Origin of the sequence: Streptomyces rhizoryzae, from assembly GCF_023155275.1 — a bacterium.
Taxonomy (GTDB): Bacteria; Actinomycetota; Actinomycetes; order Streptomycetales; family Streptomycetaceae; genus Streptomyces; species Streptomyces rhizoryzae.
The window spans coordinates 1-18,344 of sequence record NZ_JALMUV010000074.1 but is presented as its reverse complement, the minus strand read 5'-3'; the positions used below and the strand labels follow the sequence as shown (position 1 = coordinate 18,344).

13 protein-coding genes and 1 pseudogene are annotated in these 18,344 nt (G+C 71.3%); 10 read left to right on the top strand and 4 right to left on the bottom strand.

Features of this window, described 5'->3' with window-relative positions; translation table 11 throughout:
* Positions 1 to 56: 56 nt before the first annotated feature.
* Positions 57 to 476 (bottom strand): hypothetical protein, encoded by a 420-nt coding sequence (locus tag MUU72_RS33680; RefSeq protein ID WP_248017260.1) that lies wholly within the window; start codon positions 474 to 476, stop codon positions 57 to 59.
* A gap of 557 nt (positions 477 to 1,033) precedes the next feature.
* On the opposite strand from MUU72_RS33680, the gene MUU72_RS33675 reads away from it, so the two are divergent.
* The 5 genes and pseudogenes from MUU72_RS33675 to MUU72_RS35785 all read left to right on the top strand — a co-directional run.
* On the top strand, positions 1,034 to 1,264 hold the full coding sequence (locus MUU72_RS33675) for a hypothetical protein (protein WP_248017259.1): 231 nt from the start codon (positions 1,034 to 1,036) through the stop codon (positions 1,262 to 1,264).
* Positions 1,265 to 1,850: 586 nt separating this feature from the next.
* Positions 1,851 to 2,105: a hypothetical protein gene (locus MUU72_RS33670; protein WP_248017258.1), complete on the top strand. Its 255-nt coding sequence runs from the start codon at positions 1,851 to 1,853 to the stop codon at positions 2,103 to 2,105.
* Positions 2,095 to 3,015 (top strand): hypothetical protein, encoded by a 921-nt coding sequence (locus tag MUU72_RS33665; RefSeq protein ID WP_248017257.1) that lies wholly within the window; start codon positions 2,095 to 2,097, stop codon positions 3,013 to 3,015. The genes MUU72_RS33670 and MUU72_RS33665 overlap by 11 nt, the downstream gene beginning before the upstream one ends.
* 887 nt (positions 3,016 to 3,902) lie before the next feature.
* On the top strand, positions 3,903 to 4,145 hold the full coding sequence (locus MUU72_RS33660) for a hypothetical protein (RefSeq protein WP_248017256.1): 243 nt from the start codon (positions 3,903 to 3,905) through the stop codon (positions 4,143 to 4,145).
* 836 nt (positions 4,146 to 4,981) lie between these two features.
* Positions 4,982 to 5,186: pseudogene (locus MUU72_RS35785) on the top strand (site-specific integrase); the annotation flags it as partial.
* 262 nt (positions 5,187 to 5,448) lie between these two features.
* Here MUU72_RS35785 and MUU72_RS33655 read toward each other — a convergent pair.
* From MUU72_RS33655 to MUU72_RS33645, 3 genes are all read right to left on the bottom strand, one after another.
* Positions 5,449 to 5,802, bottom strand: a complete 354-nt coding sequence (locus tag MUU72_RS33655) for a peptidoglycan-binding domain-containing protein (protein ID WP_248017255.1) — start codon at positions 5,800 to 5,802, stop codon at positions 5,449 to 5,451.
* Positions 5,803 to 5,963: 161 nt separating this feature from the next.
* A complete protein-coding gene (locus MUU72_RS33650) occupies positions 5,964 to 6,227 on the bottom strand; it encodes a hypothetical protein (RefSeq protein WP_248017254.1) in 264 nt (87 codons plus the stop codon).
* 580 nt (positions 6,228 to 6,807) lie between these two features.
* Positions 6,808 to 10,602, bottom strand: coding sequence for an nSTAND1 domain-containing NTPase (locus MUU72_RS33645; RefSeq protein WP_248017261.1), 3,795 nt, complete (start codon positions 10,600 to 10,602; stop codon positions 6,808 to 6,810).
* A 539-nt stretch (positions 10,603 to 11,141) separates the two neighbouring features.
* Between MUU72_RS33645 and MUU72_RS33640 the strand changes: the two genes are divergently transcribed.
* From MUU72_RS33640 to MUU72_RS33620, 5 genes are all read left to right on the top strand, one after another.
* Positions 11,142 to 12,191 carry a GH25 family lysozyme gene (locus MUU72_RS33640; protein WP_248017253.1) on the top strand — a complete coding sequence of 350 codons (1,050 nt, stop codon included), beginning with the start codon at positions 11,142 to 11,144 and terminating at the stop codon, positions 12,189 to 12,191.
* An 83-nt stretch (positions 12,192 to 12,274) separates the two neighbouring features.
* Positions 12,275 to 12,727, top strand: a complete 453-nt coding sequence (locus MUU72_RS33635; RefSeq protein WP_248017252.1) for a peptidoglycan-binding domain-containing protein — start codon at positions 12,275 to 12,277, stop codon at positions 12,725 to 12,727.
* Between the two features lie 38 nt (positions 12,728 to 12,765).
* A complete protein-coding gene (locus tag MUU72_RS33630) occupies positions 12,766 to 13,158 on the top strand; it encodes a peptidoglycan-binding domain-containing protein (protein ID WP_248017251.1) in 393 nt (130 codons plus the stop codon).
* A gap of 192 nt (positions 13,159 to 13,350) precedes the next feature.
* Positions 13,351 to 13,512 carry a hypothetical protein gene (locus tag MUU72_RS33625; RefSeq protein WP_248017250.1) on the top strand — a complete coding sequence of 54 codons (162 nt, stop codon included), beginning with the start codon at positions 13,351 to 13,353 and terminating at the stop codon, positions 13,510 to 13,512.
* A gap of 722 nt (positions 13,513 to 14,234) precedes the next feature.
* Positions 14,235 to 15,425 carry an endonuclease domain-containing protein gene (locus MUU72_RS33620; RefSeq protein ID WP_248017249.1) on the top strand — a complete coding sequence of 397 codons (1,191 nt, stop codon included), beginning with the start codon at positions 14,235 to 14,237 and terminating at the stop codon, positions 15,423 to 15,425.
* Positions 15,426 to 18,344 lie beyond the last annotated feature (2,919 nt).

Below are 18,344 nucleotides of genomic sequence, written 5' to 3'. Positions count from 1 at the left end.
ACAGGCACCTGCCCCACCTGCCACCAACCCACCCCCTGGCAGCCCTACGACACCATCTAACAAAGCACTACTAGCTCCTCAAGAGCTGCTAGAGCTGCGGCTACATCGCGCGTCTGCGGATCGGCGCGCAGCTTCTCCAGGAGGCTCCCGGCAGAAACCTGCTGCGTGGTGACCAAGCGGAGCAGCGGCAGCGGCGCGTCCCCGAGGATCTCTAAGGCATCGCACCAGGAATTGATAGAACGCCACAGATCAGCACTGGTGGAGCCGATCTCTCCCTGACCGCCATGATGCTTGGACTGCACAAGCTCGACAGGAACTGACCCGTGCAGCAGGTCAATGTCGTCCAGCATCTCCATGCGTAGCGTGGCCTCTGCGTCCTTGAACCACCGCTGCGCCAGCTCTACCAACGCCCACTCGCACTGGTAGAGGTAGCCCAGCATCTGGCCAGCCGCTGAGTGGGGCATCTTCTCTGTCACGATGCGCGTCACTCTAGAGACAGCCTGCAACTGGATCAATACACACTCATAAGATCGCACATCGGAGCGAATCTCCGCTGACTCCGATTCCTGTGCGCGACCTCTATGCCCACTCCACACCCAGCTCCCGTAGGGCGTCGAGCTGTTCCTGGGCGAGCTTGTCCCATCTCGCGCGGGTGTTCGATTGCGATGTGTCGGGTTGGTGTCGGTGGGTTGGTGTCAGTGACGGTACGTCAGGCCGGGAGGTTTTCGCTGGTCGGGTGTTGAGGGACGGCGGGGTCACTGCCATGGGGCGGTATCTGTAGCGGGCGTGGCTGTCATGGGGCGGTACACCCCACGCGGCGCTAGCGGCATCACCCCAACTTGCCTACTTTGCAAGGCGATTGACGCGATTTAGATCGTTCTGCCATCTTCTGTCCGCCAGTTCAGCCAAGCCAGAAGGGAAGGCTCATGGCACGACGAGACGAGTACGACGAGGCCAGGCCGCGAAGCGGTTGAAGGCGCCGGTCACGACGTGGCGCTGGGCGCGGCACGCCGGAGTGGTCCCGGAGCCGGACGTGTCGCCGCTCACGTGGTCGCGGGCGGCGGTGGAGGCCCTGGATGCCGAGGCGGTCCGGGCATCGATGCCGCGGGAGCCGATCAGCCCCTACCAGGCGGCGGGCCGGCTGGCGGCGGCGCTGGGCACCCCGAACGAGGACGGCCAGGCACCGGTCGTCGCCACGTACGCGGTCGAACGGCTCATCGCGCTGGGAGGCCGGCACCCGGCCGGATCTCCCAGAGATTCTTAAGCGTGAGGCGCCGCTCGGCCCCGAGCAGGCCGCCGCCCGGCTCGGCGTGCGCAGGGTCGACTACGAACGGATGCGGCGACTGGGATGGATCACGCCCGTCTCCTACGGGCGAGTTCGCTTCGGTGCGTCCAAGGCCGGCGCTGTGTACGTGCCCCGCTTCTCCCCTGGCGACGTCGACGCCCTGCCCGAACGGCACCCCGAAGTCGACTGGACGCACCTGCGCAGCATCGGCAAAGGCCAGCGCTCCCCGCTCGCTGCTCTTGCGCCCGCGCAGCAGACGGCCACGGCGTAACCAGCTGCGGTCCGGGGCGACGAGCCCGGCGCCCCGGACCAGCACTGACGCCCTGGGGCGCAGTCGTGTACGGGCCCGGCCAGTCCTCTGGGCCCTGCGCTGAGCCGCCAGCCGCGCCCCGGTGCGGACCGCCCGCGCGGCGCCCGAAGACAAGACGCACACGCCCCGCACCGGGTTCGGCAGCGGCCGGCCCTGGTAGTCGGTAGTGCCTCCCCGCGAGCGCCGTGCCCCGAAGCGGCTGAGTTTCTGTATGCGGCCTCGGCGCGGGCGGGGTGGGCGCTACGCGGTGCCGGGTTGGCTGACCACTCCCGCTTCATCAAGCAGCAGGTCTCCTCACGCCTGTACCGCCCGGGCGGCACGGTGGAGACGACGCGGGATCCAGCGGTATGGACGCTGGCGCACCGCGGTTACAGCGGCTGCGGGCGGCTGGACGTGTGGGTGTACGCCACGAAGCAGGAGGCCCTGCGCGAGGGGGCGAAGCTGGCGATGGCCTGCGGGCTGGACGAGGATGAGCGGGCTCTCCAGGAGGTGCTTCCCGATGCCGGATAAGCGGCCGCGGGGCTACCAGCCGCGGTGGCGGCCTCGTCCTCGTACGGTCGAGCTGCTGGTGGCGGTCGACCGGGTCCTGGAGCGTTACTCTGCGCAGCTGCCGCTCACGATCCGCCAGGTGTGGTACTCGCTGATCTCCGACGGCGTGCTGCTCAAGGAGGAGCGGACCTACAAGCGCCTGGTCGAGGTCCTGGGCATGGCCCGCCGCTCGGGACGGATCCCGTGGGAGGCGCTGCGCGACGACACCGAGATCACCGCCGTGCCCGTGGCCTACGACAGCCCGGCCGACTTCCACCAGACCCTGCTGCAGGCCGCCCACGGCTTTCGCCTCGACCGGCAGGCCGGCCAGGAGGTACGGCTGGAGGTGTGGTCGGAGACCGCCGGGATGGTCAACCAGCTCGTCACAGTCGCCGACCTCTACGGTGTGCCGGTGTACTCCGGCTCGGGATTCAACGGCCTGCCGGCCAAGCGCGGCGCCGCACTGCGCGCCGGGACCGACCCGCACCGGGCGGTGCGCATCTTCGTGATCTCCGACTGGGACCAAAGCGGCGTCCACCTGTTCTCCGCGCTGGCCGAGGACGTCGCCGCGTTCGCCGCCGTGGACGCCCCGGGCGCCGACGTCGCCTTCGAGCGCCTGGCGGTCACCGAGCAGCAGATCGCCGACCACCACCTGCCCACCGCGCCGCCGAAGGTCACCGACCGCCGTTCGTTCCCAGGCCGCTCGACTACTCAGGCCGAAGCGCTCCCGCCCGACATCCTGGCCGACGTCCTGCGCTCCGCGATCGAAGCGCACCGCGACCCCGACATCGAGGCTGCGCTCCTGCAGCGCGAGGCCGAGCAGCGCCGCGAGATCCTCCAACACCTCCGGGACCTGGACGGTCCCGCTGGCGAACGGGGCGCGCACTCGTAGCCGAACGCGAAGGGTCGGGAAGACCACCCGTGCGAGCCCCCGGAGGCCGACCTTCGCTCGCCGCTACCCCTTCGACATCGAGCACCCGGTGCAGTGGAAGGTCGAGGCGCTGGAGCCGGACAAGCTGCAGCGCCTGGTCCTTGCCGCCGCCAACCCGTACATCGACCGCGCCGTGCTCGCGCGTCAGGTCGCCCGCGAGGAGGAGCAGCGCCGCGCCCTGGCTCGTTCGCGCGGCGCTCGGGGCGCGATGCCGGGTCCCGTCCTGCGTCGAAGGACCCGCGCTGCACGGTCTCCTACCCCACCCTGCGCGCCCGCGCGGCCACCCTCACCGAAGGCGATGACGCCGAGCACATCCTCACCGCCCCCGCCACCCGCGGCCCGTGCCCGTCCCCGCTCGACTCCCCACCGACCCCGGCCGCGCAGCCCCAAACGAACCGCGAGCCGTCGCCGTGACCGGCGCAGCCGGCACAGCGGTGCCGGCGTCTGGCCATCGTGGCGGGCCGTGAAGGGCCTACCGGGGCGCCGGGAGGGCGCCGGCCGGGCGGGCGCCGCGTCACCGGCGGACGCGGGGTCCGCGTCCGCCGGGCTGACCCCGGCCGGCCGCGCCCGTGGAGAAGGAAGCTGCCGCCGGACACCCGGCGGTCGCGCCGTCGTAGGGCGGGCCGGCCTGCGGTCTGGGGTGCTGTGGTGGATGGTGTGACGATTCCCGCCCTCCGCATGACCCGGCCGACTGATGGTCGGTGGGGGAGTGTCAGCGGAGATTCGTCATCAGGATGTCAGTCGATTAGGGGTTCTTGCTGTTGGCGGAGGAGAATCGCACCCGCCCGAAGGGTCGGCGCACGCTGTCCCGACAGCGTCCTCGCCGCGGTTCCAACAGGAGGCATACGGTGCACGTTTCCCCCGAACCGATCACGACGCGGGAAGAGGCGGCGAAGGAGCGGGAGAAGCTGCTCGACTTCTTCGCGCGCGGGTTGTGCTGCACCGTTGCCCATGGCGCGTTGGGCGACGGGGGCGAGCCGAGCGAGGAAGCACTAACGAAAGCCAAGGTGGTTGCTGATGACTACCTGGCCGCCTACGAAGAGTGGTTGGTGCAGCTCGCCGCACGCAATGCGAAAGAGGGCCCCCAGTGAAGCGCTCCGCCCCGCCAGTTGCGCACCTGTTCGCCGGCCGCGGCCCGCCCGGCCGCCGCTCGCGGTCGTCGTCCCGGCCGCTGGCTGCCCTTCCGCGTTCCGCGCTTGGCCTGCGCGCCGTGCCGCTGCCGTTCCGGCGTCGGCCGCCGTTCCGGCCGTCGGCGGCGTTCCCGCCCGGGCCGCGCCGGCCGTCCGGCCGCCGCGGTCCCGGCCGTCGGCCGCGTTCCGCTGGCTCGGGCCGCGGCAGGGTCGTGCCTGCCGGCCGTCCGGCCACTGCGTTCCGCCGTCGGCCGCGGCTCGCCCTGTCCGCCCGCGCCGTGCCGACCGCCGTCCCGGTGCCGGCCGTCGTCCCGGCCGCCGGGCCTGCGCCGGTGTGCCGGGCCTGCGCCGGGGTGCCGTGCGCGCGGCCCGGCTGCCTGCGGCCGTCTGCCGCGCTCCGCCGGCTCCTTGCCGCTGCGTTGCGCCGGCGCCGCTGCACGGCCGCCGCCTGCCGCGGGCGCGTCGCTGCTTGTCGTGCCGGGGTCGCGGTTGCCTGTGACCGTCCGCCAGTTGCCCGTCGGCTCTGCGTTGTGCTGCTGCGCCCCGCCGGCCCGGCCGTCGGCCGCGTCCGGCGTCGCCGTCCTCCGCACGCCGCCGCGCCTGGCCGCGCTCGCCGCGCCGCTGCCGTTCCGGCCGTCGGCCGCCGTCCTGGCCGTCGGCCGCCGTCCTAGTGGAGTACGCGCGGGTTCCCGTCGGGCGCCCGACGACCGCGAACCGCATCTCAGCAGGTAGATCACCGCATTGGCCCGCCCCAGCCGTTGACGTGAGATCTCCGCAGTAACTCGTAAAATCTATGAGTGATCGCTGTAATATGCGACCTCGTGGCAGATTCCGAAAGTCGCGTGTTGACGCGTCGTCACGCTCCGGCGGCGCCGCCAGGCCCGTATGGCGGCGTACGACGAGGAAAGCTTCTTCCTCGACACACTCTCGGAGTACCAGTGGGCGCGCGACGCGGCCGGCCTGGCGCCGACGACGCTCGACGGGCTGATCAAGCCGGTGGTCGCCCGGCCGGGACGAGACCGGCCGGCTACTGCGCTTTCTGGAGTGGACGACCGAGGCAGCCCGCGCCCTGCGTTTCCAGGTGAGCGACGGCTTCTGCGCACAGTTCTCACTTGTTGCCATGTGGCTCTCGGCGGCAGAGCGAGGGGTCAGTCGCTGATAGCTCCGTCGGCCTGTGCTGGCTCGGCGAGGGCCCCTCCTTGATGAATTCCGGCCGCAGGCACCGGATCTGGGGCAGCTTTCCACGCTGGCGTTCCCCTGCGGCCTACTCGCGGCACCAGTTCAGAAGGGCATCCCACGTTTTGGGCCCGACGATCCCGTCTGCCTGCAGCCCGCAGTGCTCTTGGGTGGCGACGACCGCGTGGTACGTCTCGCGGCCAAAGACTCCGTCGATTGTGACGGCGAGCTTGCCTTGCAGGTACTTTACGCAACTTCCGGTGCTGCCCCATCGCAAGATCTCCGTGGGCAGGCCGTGAGCCGTGTGGCATGTTGCTGCTGCGGAGAAGGACGGTGGACTCGCATGCGCGGCGCTGGTACCCCCGAGCAATGCAGCGCAGACGAGGGCCGCGGCCGCCAAGACCTGCTGCCCGCGTGAGCGCTTCGATACGGATCGTTCCATGGCGGACAAACCTCGATGCGGTTGAAGAGAGGGACAGGGGAGATTGTTCGGCCGCGTCCCGTCCGGAACCCGGGTTTGGTGGCCCACGGCGGCCTCGCCGGGCGCAGGGCCCGGTGAGGCCGCCGTGGGCCAGGTCGGCCGGCGCGGTACGGCCGGTGCTGCTAGCACTTAGAGAGGCCGGCCGGCGGGTCGTGCGGGGTGTTCACGTTGCCGCCCCAGGAGTAGACGTCGTAATAGACGTGCTCCGGGTTGTCGTGCGTGTCGAAGACGGTGCCGTAGTACCAGACGTCCGTGTGGTGCTTGCCGTCGTTGTAGTAGTCGCCTCGCTTGTAGCACTGCACGGCGAATTCGCTCTTCCCCTTGGTCGTGCCGACCAGGTAGCTGTTCAGGTGGGGGCCGCCGCGCAGGTTGCTGCCGCCGTCCACGGTCGTGTCGATGCCGCTTGCGACCGCGGCCGGGGTGGCGGCCGCTTCGGCGGATGCCGTGGTAATGAGCAGCCCCGTGGTGATCGTGAGGGCAGCCAGTGATAAGGGCAGATTCTTGCCAAGACGCATGGTGTACTTCCGTCCGGTGGATGTTGATGGCTTAACACTTGTGAGCCGAGCACCTACCCGGTGTCCGGCGCCCGCTGAACAACAGGTTCTGGGTCGACTGGTTGTTGCGCAGGCCCCTGTCACGGCGTGAAACAAACATCGGCAGGCAGGACGGCGGCGAGATCTTGCTCATCCATGCCGGTGAGCTGAGCGCGTTGACTGCGGGGCCGGTGAAGGGGGTGTCCCGCTCTGGTGATCTGGCTCCGGACGGACTGCTGGATTTGCCCTTGACCCGGGAAGCGCGATGTTTGGATCGACGATCTGCCATGCTGGCGGGGTATGTCTGTCGGATCACGGCCAGGGACTGGCCAGCGTGGCGCGTGCGCGCCAGGCGAGTACGTCGTGCGGGCCACCGGTCGGCGCCCGGCGCGGGAGCGGGGGCCGGGGCACCAACGGTGTGGGGGAGGACTCGTCAGGCGTGGCATGGCTGAGCGTAGGGGAGTTCCCGCACGTAGTCCCGCCATTGCGCCGGGGTCAGTTGGCCGGCGGTGCTGGCGCAGATTCGCCGGATCGCTTGGTCGATTCCGAGGGGCGTGAACTCGATGGTGCCGTCGGGTCCCGCTGTGGCCAGGAGTTGCCCGTCCGGGCGGTATGCGGCCGTCTCTATCGCTTCGGTGTGTCCTGCGGTGAGCGCTCTACCCCAGGGGGTCGGCCGGGTTAGGTCGGTCAGGTCCCACAGCAGGACGCTTCGGTCCTCGCCGGCGGAGGCTAGCGTGTGGCCGTCCGCGCTGAAGCCTACCCAGGTCACCCGGTCGGTGTGCCCGGTCAGCGAGCTGCCGATGGCCGAGGCGTGCGCGGGGGCGCTGACGTTCCACAGGCGTACGTCGTGGCCGACGCCGGCGGTGGCCAGCAGTCGTCCGTCAGGGCTGAAGGCGCCCCACAGGGTGCCGCCTGTGTCGCCGGTGCGGATGTCCTGCAGGGGCCTGGGACGGGCCGGGTCGCGGATGTCCCACAGGCGGACCTTGTCGTCCTCGCTGGTGCTGGCGAGGGTGTGGCCGTCCGGGCTGATGCCCGCCCAGTGGACAAGGCTGATGTGACCGGTCAGTGGGCTGCCAAGGGCGGCGGGGCGTACGGGGTCGGTGACGTTCCACAGCCGGAGGCTGTATCTGGGGCCGCCTGTGACCAGTACATGACCGTCAGGGGTGAAGGCCAGCACTCCATCGGTCTGGTCGGCGCCACCAGTGTGGATCAGGCCGACCTGCCGGGGGCGATCCGGGGCGGAGACGTCCCACAGCCACACGGTCCCGTCGCTGTCGGCGCTCGCCAGCAACCGGCCCTGCGGCTGGAACACCGTCCGGATGGCGAGGTGCTGATCCGGCAGCTCGCTCAGCTGCCTGCCGCCCGCTGGATCGCGGACGTCCCACAGCCGTACCCTTCCGGCGCTCGCGCTGGCCAATACACGGCCGTCCCCGCGGTAAGCGATGCCGGTGACGCTGCCGAGATGGCCGGCCAGGACGGCGCGCGGCAGATGCCACAGACGTACGGTGTGGTCGTCGCTCACGCTGGCCAGCGACTGCCCATCGGGGCTGAACGCCAGCCAGTTGACGAATCCGGTGTGCCCGATCAGCGGCTGCCCGAGCAGAGCTGGATGCTGCGGGTCGGAGACATCCCACAGCCGGATGGTGTGGTCCGCGCCGGCTGTGGCGAGTGTCCGGCCGTCCGGTGAGAACGCCACCGCGAGCAGGGTACCGGTGTGACCGGTCAGCGGCTGGCCCAGCGGCTTGGCGTGCGCCGGGCTGGATACATCCCACAGCCGTACCTTCTGGTCGTTGCCCACGCTGGCCATGAGCTTGCTGTCCCGGCGGAAAGCGACCGCGTAGACAACGTCCGGGTTACTCAGCGGCTTCGACCACAGCTTCGGATCGGTCGGGTCGGTGACATTCCAGAGGCGGATCATGTGATCGTGGCCGGGGGCCGCCACCGTACGGCCGTCCGGGCTGAGGGCGGCCGAGGCGACGGCCTCCTGCGCCCCGGTGAGCGGGTAGCCCAGGGCCTTGGCGTGCGCCGGGTCGGAAACGTCCCACAGCCGAACAGTGTGGTCTTGACTGGCGGTGACCAGGGTGCGTCCGTCGCGGCTGAACGAGACGGAGAAGACGAAGTCGGGGTGGCCGGTCAGCGGTCTGCCCAAAGCCTTGGGATGCGCCGGGTCGCGGACGTCCCACAGCCGGGCGGTACGATCCCGGCTTGCGCTGGCCAGGGTGTGGCCGTCCGGGGAGAACTGCAGCCAGTAGACCCAGTCGGTGTGCCCGGTCAGCGGCCTGCCGAGCGGGACGGGGTGCGCGGGGTCGGCCAGGCTCCACAACCGGATGGTGTCGTCCCCGGCCCCGGTGGCAAGGGTGCGCCCGTCCGGTGAGAACGCCACCGCGTACACCGCCTGGGTGTGGCCGGACAGTACGGAAGACAGCGCCGTGTTCTGTGTGTCCAGCAGGCCCGCGGCGGCTCCACGGTCCGACCGCAGCCGGTACGCCGCCACATACATCCGCGCCGCCAGCGACGGATCGTTCGCATTCAGCTGGCCCGCCTCGGCCACCACCTGCTCGGCCACTGCGCGGTCACGCCCTGCGCGGGCCAGCGAGCGCTGCTGGAAGGCGATGACAGCGACCGTCGACGCGACCAGAAGAAGGGCGGACACCGCGGCCAGCAGCGCCCGGATACGCCGGGCGGTGCGCGCCGCCACCCGTCGCTCCTGCTCGCGGGCGGCGATGCTGGCGTCGAGGAAGGCGGCCTCGGACGGCGTGAGGTCCGCGCGGTACCCGGTGAGGCACTCCTCGGCCGTGACCAGGCGAGTGCCGCGGTACAAGGCCCCAGGATCCCGGGCGAGCGCGTCCCAGGCCCGGGTGGCCTCGGTGAGCTGCCGGTGGACCCGAAGCCGTTCGCGGGCACCGTCGATCCAAGACTGCAGCCGCGGCCAGGCGGTGATCAACGCTTCGTGCGCCAGGTGCACCATGTCGCCATCGAGTGTGACCAGCCGCGCGCGAGCCAGTTGTTCCAGCACCGAGGCCGTGTCGGCGGACTGGCCTGCGGCGCTCAGCACCTGCAGTTCGGCGTGCTCGGCGGGCCGGCTGGTGTCCTGGGCCCCTTCACCCGGCGTGATCAGGCGCAGCAGGATACGCCGGGCGACATCGGCCCGTTCAGGCGAGAGGCGGGTGTACAGTTCTTCGGCGGTGCGGGTGAGGGCACCGTGCACACCGCCGGCAGCCTCGTAGGCAGCCAGCGTGAGAGTGCGGCCTCTGCGGCGGCGCCAGGTCTCCAGCAACGCGTGGGACATGAGCGGCAGTCCGCCGGGCTCCTCGGCGACGTCCTCGACGATCCTCGCCGTCAACGTGCGCTCGACGATCAGGCCCGCGGCCGCAGCGGGTTTGACGATCGCGTCGCGCAGTTCGGCCGGCCCCATGGGGCCGAGCAGGAAGGTGGCGTCGGTGAGGGCGGCGGCGAGCGGGCGATGGTCGGCGCATCGGCTGAGGAAGTCCGCCCGTACCGCGATCACCACCCGCAGCCTGTTCTCCGGTTCCACCGCCTTCACCAGCAGGTCGAGGAACGCCGCACGCTCGGCCGGGTCCGAGCACAGGGTGAACAGCTCCTCGAACTGGTCGACCACGACCACCGTGTCGCCGGGATCCTGACTCGCCGTCAACGCGCGCGAGTGGGTGGACGCCGGGCGAGGCCCCGGGGTGAGGATCCGTATTGCCGCCAGCCGGCACTCCGATGACTGCTGGTCCTGGAGGGACGGGAGGAGCCCCGCGCGCAGCAGGGAGGACTTGCCGCTGCCGGACGCACCCACCACCGCGACCATGCGGCAGACCCGCACCCGCTCGGTCAGCCGGGCCACGAGCTGGTCGCGCCCGAAGAACAGATGCCGATCGCCGGGTTCGAAGCGGGTCAGCCCTCGGTACGGGGCATCCGTGTCATCGGCATCCTCCGGCTCGGCCTCCACTTCCCGAGCCACCGCCCGCCAGCGCGGCTCCCATTCCTCGGGATCCGCACCGCACGCCCGCACATAGGCCAAGGCCACCTCCAGCGACGGCAGTTGGCCACCCGCGGCCGCCCTCGACAAGGTGGCGACCGAATAATCGGTGCACTGCGCCATGGCCCGGTAGGTCAGGCCTCCGGCCTCCTGGCGCAGCTTGCGTAAGTCGAACGCGAAACGTTGGACCGGCCCGGCCGAAGGATCCAGCGGTCCCTCACTACGCCCCATCCCGTCCCCCATGGTCAACGCCAGCAGTGAGGGACAACAGTGGCACCTTCTTCGTCACCGTCGCATCCCTGACCAGCTTGTTTCAGCCGATCGGCGCCTACGGCCGGCCTGCCGCGACGTTTGTTGCATTCGGCGATGCAGGCGTGCGCAACAACGTGCCGGGCCAGAAGCATGGGGCGGGACGGCAGCGGCAGGTCGACGGCAGGTACTGCCGCACATGGCCGTGGCCGCGTCCACCGACCGCAACGGCCCGTTGCCTTCAGCGTGCGGACTGGGGCGGGCGAAGGGCGCCGCCGCAGAGGCGCCATAGAGCCGGCGCCCGTGGTCAGAGACGCAGGGCAGGACGCGAAACAAGTGAAAGGAGTCCATGAATGACGCTTCTTCGCCGAACTCCTCGCCATTTCGAGGGCGTTTCCTCAAGACGCCGCGTGCGGGCGGGGGTACGCAGCGGGCTGGCCGCGGTGACCGCCACGGCAGCACTGCTTGTCGCCCCGGTCGCGGCATCGGCGACGGCCCAGGAAACGCGGCCGCGGCAGGCCACGGATGCTGCCGTGCGAGGACTCGACGTCAGCGCCTACCAGGAGACCGTGGACTGGGCCGCGGTCGCCGCCGGCGGAGCCTCCTTCGCCTACGTCAAGGCGACCGAGGGCACCTCCTACATCAGTTCCCGCTTCTCCCAGCAGTACGACGGTGCGGCAGCAGTCGGCCTGATCCGCGGCGCCTATCACTTCGCCAGGCCTGACAAGGCTTCCGGCAGCACCCAGGCCGACTTCTTCGTCGACCACGGAGGCGCCTGGCAACCCGACGGCAAGACCCTCCCCGGCGTCCTAGACATCGAAGCCACGCCCGGCCTGCCCACCTGCTACGGGATCAGCCCCGGTGCGACGGTCCACTGGATCGCTTCATTCGACAAAGAATACCAGCGCCGCACCGGCCGCCACCCGGTGATCAACACCAACACGTCGTGGTGGTCGCAGTGCACCGGCAACTCATCCGCCTTCGCCGCCACCAACCTGATCTGGATCGGCAGCTGGACCGGTACCCCGCACCCCCTGCCCAACGGCTGGTCCACGTACGCCTTCTGGCAGACCGCCGACTCCGGCCCCCTTCCCGGTGACCAGGACGTCTTCAACGGCACCGCGCAGGACCTGCGGAACCTCGCCGCCAACGGCATCTACACGCCCCCGCCGCCGCCACCGGCCGGCGCGTGGCCGGTCGTCCAGCAGGGCAACAGCGGGCGCCAGGTGACCACTGTCCAGTACCTCCTCAACGCCCACGGCGCGGCACTGTCCGTGGACGGCGCCTTCGGACCGGCCACGCATGACGCCGTGGTCGCCTTCCAGACCCGCAACCAGCTCACCGCCGACGGCATCGTCGGCCCCAACACCTGGCGAGCCCTCCTCACCACCGTCAAGGAAGGTGACCACGGCCCGGCCGTCAGCGCGGTGCAGGCCGAACTGAAAGCCCACGGCGCGGCACTGTCCGTGGACGGCGCCTTCGGACCGGCCACGCATGACGCCGTGGTCGCCTTCCAGACCCGCAACCAGCTCACCGCCGACGGCATCGTCGGCCCGAACACTTGGCTGGCGCTGGTCAACTGACCGCGCTGCCACCACCTCCACACAGAACGACACCACACGATCCGCGATCTCAGGGAACCGAGGAACACATGCGATCGAATGCTGTGACGAGGACACTCGTCAGTGCCGCTGCCGTCGTGGCGATGGCCGCCGGGAGCCTGACGGGCGCAAGTACGGTCTTCGCGGCATCCCAGCCGGCCGCCAGGCCCGCCACGAGCCACCAGGGGATCTCCGTCCTCGCGGTGAACAACCTGGGGCTGACCACGACCCAGGCCAAGCACTGGCAGTGCCACCTTCGCAAGGAGGGTTTCGACCCCGGCGCGACCGACGGGCAGTTGGGCACCGACAGCTGGAAGGCTGCCCAGCGGTATTTCAACTGGAGGGGAGAGTACTACGACGGCCCACTCACGGTGGATGGCGTCGTCGGCCCTGAAACGATCAAGTCCCTGCAGATGTATCTGAACTACGAGTTCTACCACCTCAGGGTGGACGGGGTCGCCGGACCGGAGACCAAGGCCGCTTTCGCGGACTTTAACTCCACCAACCGGTGCGCGTAGGCAGAGGCATTACCCGACAGGATGGAAGGACCGCTTTCATGAAATCAGCCACACGTGCCGGTCTGATCGTCTCGGCACTGGTTCTCAGCGTCGGATCAATCGCTGCCGCTCCGGCGACCGCTTCTCCCGCCGCCGCACCGGTTGGGGCAGCCGCGGCAAGCGCCTGCCCCTACAACGGGTCCCACCCGACCCTCTCGTACGGCTCCACCGGGCCCGCCGTGAAGCACGCACAATGCCTGATCAACTACTATGGGGTATGGGTGATCGCAAAAGACGGCATCTTCGGTGACGACACCTACAACGCCGTCCTATGGGCCCAAAATGCGTGCGGAACCACCGCGGACGGCATCATCGGCCCGAAAACCTGGGATTGTCTGCATCCCGACAAATTCCCCAGCCCGTGGCCACCCGCGGCCGCTCGAATCCGGTGACCCGCCAGAGCTCCGTTGCCTACGCCGCCGACCGGCATCTGGGTAGCCCGGAGGGCATCTGGCCTCGATAGTCGTGAAGGCCCGCCGACGAAGTCGGCGGGCCTTCACGCGTTGTGCCGGGGCCAGGCGAATTGACCGCACCCGGCCGCCCACGGTGGCGCGTGGTCCGACGTCCTGGACCAGGCTGCCCGCGTGCTGCTCGCCCGCGCGGAGCGGGAAGCCAGCGGCGAGGACTCACCGCTGCAGAGCATGCTGACGATGATCGGGATGGCCTGCCGGTCAGGTGCTGAGGGTGACCTCAAGCAGGCTGCTGTGGCGCTGGGCTACTGCGAGAGGATCGCGCTCCGCCTGTAGCTGCCGCGCGGCGTGGCGGCTCGCAGATCCGCCACCGCTCCATCGGGTGAAGGGCGTGCCGCCGGCGGCTGATGATGCCCTGTCCGCCTCGCGGCGGGTAGAGGCGGGGCCTCTCGGCTCCCGCTCGTCCGGCTTTTCCCGGGCACCCGGCTTGCTCAGGCGATCCAGATCGAGCCCGCGACCACGGCCAGGCCGCCGTCCGCGCCGGCGACGGAACACTGAACTGTCCCCGTCCCGCTATTGCTCGCGGTGGGCTGCCTGCCCCGTCCCGGCTCGACCCGGTCCCGCGTCTGGCCACGTGTCCCGGCCCGCCGTCCCGGCTCGCCTGCGCGCTGCCGCATGCCCGTCCGCCGCGCTTGGCGCCGGGCCCACTCCGGGCGCCGAACCGGTCCGCTGCTGTGCTGCGTTGGCCGGGCCGACCCACCGGTCCGTCTGGTCTGGTTGTCGCCCGCGCCGCCACCGGGCCGGTCCGCCCGGCCGCCGTCCTGGCGTCCCGCCTCTGGCCCCGCCCGCGTCCGCCGCCATCCCGCGCCCGGCCGCGCGGCTCCGCCGTGGCGCTGGCCGCCTGCCCCGCTGGTGCCACCCGACGTGCCGCCGGCACCGTGCTGGGCCGCTGTCTGGACCGTGCCGCCGAACAGTCGCCGGTCACCGTTCCGCACCGCCGTCAGGGTGGCCAACTCGGGCACGGAGTCGTTGTCAGTGGCGAGTGCCATGTTGGAGGGGTGATTACCCAAAAGCTCGCCGTGCAGTTCTTGGCTGATGAGACGGCCAACTGCTCGATTCCCGTGGCGCCGGAGCGGTTCCGCGTCGAGCGCTTCCGCCTGCATGATGTGGTCCACTTCGGGCATGTGCGGGTGCCAGCCTACAAATACGGCAACCGCTGGAAGTTCCACGAACCGGACGTCCGCAGGGCGGGGCGGACGATCGCCGAACTGCACTGGGACCCTGACGACCTCGTCGATCCCCGGCTCGAAGACCGCGACTGGCCGGAGATGGACCCGCCCTTCACCGGATGGCGTGAGTCTATCCGCCGCACCATCCAAGGTGCAGCCTGGGCGGCACGCCGCGACGGCGGTTGTCCGTGTGGAACGTCCTACCATCCTCGTGACGAAACCGGGTGGGCTCTGCCGTGCGGACTCACCCCGGAAACCCTCATCGAGCGCTACGGCAACCACGACATCGCCTGCACCCTCCCCATCCCCACCCTCGTCTGGAGCGAAGAGACCTGGCTGATCCCTCGCACCCTCGCCCTCATCCTTGACAGCTGGGAGGAGGACGAGCGCGCGTTGCGCGCGGCTCCGCAGCCGTGTAGCGGTTGCGGAGCACACGGAACGCACTTGGACACCTGGCGCACTTCGACCACGGCCGGCTGGAAGGTGCTCTGTCCAGCTTGTGCCACCGCGACCCTGCGCGGCTACCGCCAGGAGCTCAACGGCGTCACCTACGCCCGCGTCCGGGAACGCGGGCCTCGAGCTGAGGGCTACCTGTGCTCGCTGTGCACGCCGGCACGACCCGCTGCTGCGTGGGACCACTGCCACGACCACGGCTTCGTACGCGGACCCCTCTGCGGGAGCTGCAACACGATGGAGGCCCACGGCAAAGATTTCCTCGCCCAAGAAGGAAGCCTCCAGCACCTCCTGCGCTGCATCGGCTGCCGCCGCGAACGCACCCTCCCCACCCACCACCGCCTCGCCGCACTGCGCCACCACCTGCACAGCGAACACGGTGTGCTGGGGTGCACGTGGGGGATGCGCTTCTGCGTGTCCCTCGACCAGTCCGATGACGGCGCATATGAGGGCAGCGTGCGGTGCCCAACGATGCGGCACAGGAGCGCGGCGGTGCGGATGACCACCAGTGAAGTAGATGTTTTCCTGGCGGGGGTGATCGAAGCCGGGCTGATGGCATCCTGGTGAACAGGCCATCGTGCGCTGCGCGCCCAATGGACCGGCGGCCGGCGCCGGACCGCAGCGGTACGCGATCGGGGACCGGCCACCAGCGCGCCGTGCTGGTCCGTCGGCCTGCCCCGGCCCGGCCCGGATTGCCGGCGTGCTGTCCTGGGCTGCTCGTGGGGCTGTCCGCCGTTCCGTGCTCGGTTGTCCCGGGGTTCCAGGCCGTGTTGCTCTTTCGGCCCGGCCTGCCTGCCGTCTCGGGCCGTGCGGGCCCGAGAGCGTCGCGGTCCCGGCAAGGCTCCGGGGCCGTCCTGAGTGCCGCGCGCGGGCGTGGTCCTGGCCCGCCTGGGCGGGCCGGGCTGTCATCGGGCTGCCGGTCTGCCCGGAAGGCTGTTCGCCTGCCGCGCCGCGTTCCGGTCTCGCGCTGGCGTTAATGGGGGCACTGGATCCCCTGGGGGTTATGGGAGCGCATAACTTGCGCGGACTGGCCGGCGCCATCTTCTGTGGCAGGGCGGCCGGCTTTATGCCGGCTGTGCTGGGCCCGGCTTCGTTGTCCCGGGGCGTCTGCTTCGCTGCCGCGGTTGCCCGGGCGGTTGGCCGCTCTGGCCCGTCCGGCTGCCCTGCCACCGGCCGGCCCCTGCGGCCCGCCGTCCGGTGTCCGTCCGCCCCGCCGGCTGCCCGCGTGCCAGCAGGAGAGGGTCGGTCTGGGGCCGTCGACGTGTCCGCTGCTGCGGCGGGGTCCGCGCAGGTCGATGCCGGGGACGAGCGGGGACCGACTGACGGAGATGCTGCTGTGGGTGCTGTCGGCCGGCACCCGGAAGCTGATGTGAAGGCCCTGGTGAGAGGAGGCGGCCCGTTCCCGGAGACTGGCCCGCCGCCGGGCCGGTGAGTCCAGCGGCGGGCCGAGAGACGCCTTATTTCCCGGTGATGTTGATGGTGATGCTTCCTCCGAGGGCACCAGCGTGGATCAGGGCGATGCCTAGGTCATTATGGCCAGTCAGGGTGAGGAGCACGCCGGTGGTGCAGCAGGTGGCGGATAGTCCGACCTGGGCCCAGCCGAGGGCGCTACGCGACGGCGGGTGCTGCGCGGGGGTTTGGGCCGGGAGTGTTCCGTGTGGCTGTGGCTCCCGTCGTATGTTGTGCACATGCCAACCCCTCTCGTGCGTGCTGCGGCACGCGGTAGATGGATGCCCGGACTTTCACCCAGCGGCGGGTAAGCCGCGCAAGTCCGCAGGTCACGCTCCTGGGAGCGTCAGGCAAGAGGCGTCGGCTGCCGGGCCCTACACCGCTCTGCACTAGCCGCGCAAGCCCCCTTGGGAGAAAGGGCTGGTGCCCGGATTGTGAATCCGGGCCCCGGTGCCTGCCGGCCGTCCGTCCGCCGGGTCCGCGCCGGGGTGCCGGGCCCGCGCCGCCTGCCATGCGCGCGGCCTGGTGGCCTGTGGCCGTCCGTCAGTTGCCCGTCGGCTTTGCGTTGTGCTGCTGCGTCCCGCCGTCCTGGCCGTCGGCCGCCGTTCTGGCCGTCGGCCGCGGCCCGTCCGGGCCGGGCCCGTCGGCCGCCGCGGTCTTGGCCGTCGGCGGCGTTCCGCTGGCTCGGACCGCGGCCGGGCCGCGCCTGGCGGCCGTCCGGCACTGCGTTCCGCTGTTGGCCGCGGCTTGCCTTGTCCGCCCGCGCCGTGCCGGCCGTCGTCCCGGTGCTGGCCGTCGTCCCGGCCGCCGGTTGCCCGTCGGCTCTGCGTTGTGCCGCTGCGCCCCGCCGTCCTGGCCGTCGGCCGCGTGGTCGTGCCGTCCGCCGCGTTCAGCGTCGCCGTCCTCCGCCCGCGGCCGCGCCTGGCCGCGCCGCTGCCGTTCCGGCCGTCCGGCCGCCGTCCTGGCTGTCGGGGCGCTCCTGCCCGGGTCGCGCCTGCCGGGCCGACCCTGTCCCCCCCCGGGGGTTGGTTGGCTGTGTGGCCGTTTGCTGGGTGTGTGGTGGTTCCGCTCGCCGGGTCGTCCTGCGGTCGTCCGGCGGAGGTCTGTGGTTGTGCTGTTGGGCGGTGCTGGCCGCCCGGCCGCGTTGGTGCTGCCGGGGTCGGCTGGTCCCTGGCCGTGCTCGCCGCTTACGCCCTGTGGCGGCGGTGCCCGGTGGGGCCCGGCTGCCGTCGACCGCCCGCTGTGGCCTGGATGCAGCAGCATGGTGGTCGATCGTTGTGTTGTGTGAGCCTGCCGTCCGGCATGCTCGCTGCTGCTGGCGAGTTCGCCGCCACCCGCGCCTGCCGCGCCAGTTCCCGGCCGCCGCGCTCGTGACGCTGCCTGCCGTGCCCGCGTCCCGGCTGCTTGTGGTCGTCGGCCGTGTTCTGCCGGTTCCGCGCTGTGCCGTTGCACCCCGCCCGCGCCGTTGCACCCCGCTCGTGCTGCTGCAGCCCGCTTGTGCTGCTGCAGCCCGACCGCGCCGCTTTGCCGCGCTGCCGCCCACGGCTGTCCTGGCGGCCTGCGGCCGTCCATCGCCTTCCGCCGCGTTGCCGCCGCTGCTGCTACATCCCCGCGCCTGGCCTGCCGTGCCGCACCCGACGCCTGGCCGTCGGCGGCGCTCCCCGCCGGGCCGCGCCCTGCTGGCCCGCCCTCCGCCGCGCGATCGTCCCGCCCGCCGCGTTCAGCGTCGCTGTCCTCCGCCTGCGGCCGCGCTTGGCCGCGCTCGCCGCCGCCGTCCTGGCCGTCGGCGGCGGTCCCGCCCGGGCCGCGCCTGCCGGCCGTCCGGCCGCCGCGGTCCCGGCCGTTGGCCGCGCCGTTCGTTCGGCGTTGTCAGGGCTGCGTCGCCACCCATTCCCGCCTGCCGTGCCCGTGCCGCCGCCTGCCGCGGGCGCCGCTGCCTGCCGTGCCCGGGTCCCGGTTGCCTGCGGTCGTCCGCCAGTTGCCCGTCGGCGGCGGTCCCGCCCGGGCCGCGCCTGCCGGCCGTCCGGCCGCCGCGGT

Excerpts from the sequence above, each read along its gene's own strand:
- MUU72_RS33665 (WP_248017257.1), top strand. The coding sequence starts at position 2,095 with ATGCCGGATAAGCGGCCGCGGGGCTACCAGCCGCGGTGGCGGCCTCGT.
- MUU72_RS33655 (WP_248017255.1), bottom strand. The coding sequence starts at position 5,802 with ATGGAACGATCCGTATCGAAGCGCTCACGCGGGCAGCAGGTCTTGGCG.
- MUU72_RS33645 (WP_248017261.1), bottom strand. The coding sequence starts at position 10,602 with ATGGGGGACGGGATGGGGCGTAGTGAGGGACCGCTGGATCCTTCGGCC.
- MUU72_RS33630 (WP_248017251.1), top strand. The coding sequence starts at position 12,766 with ATGAAATCAGCCACACGTGCCGGTCTGATCGTCTCGGCACTGGTTCTC.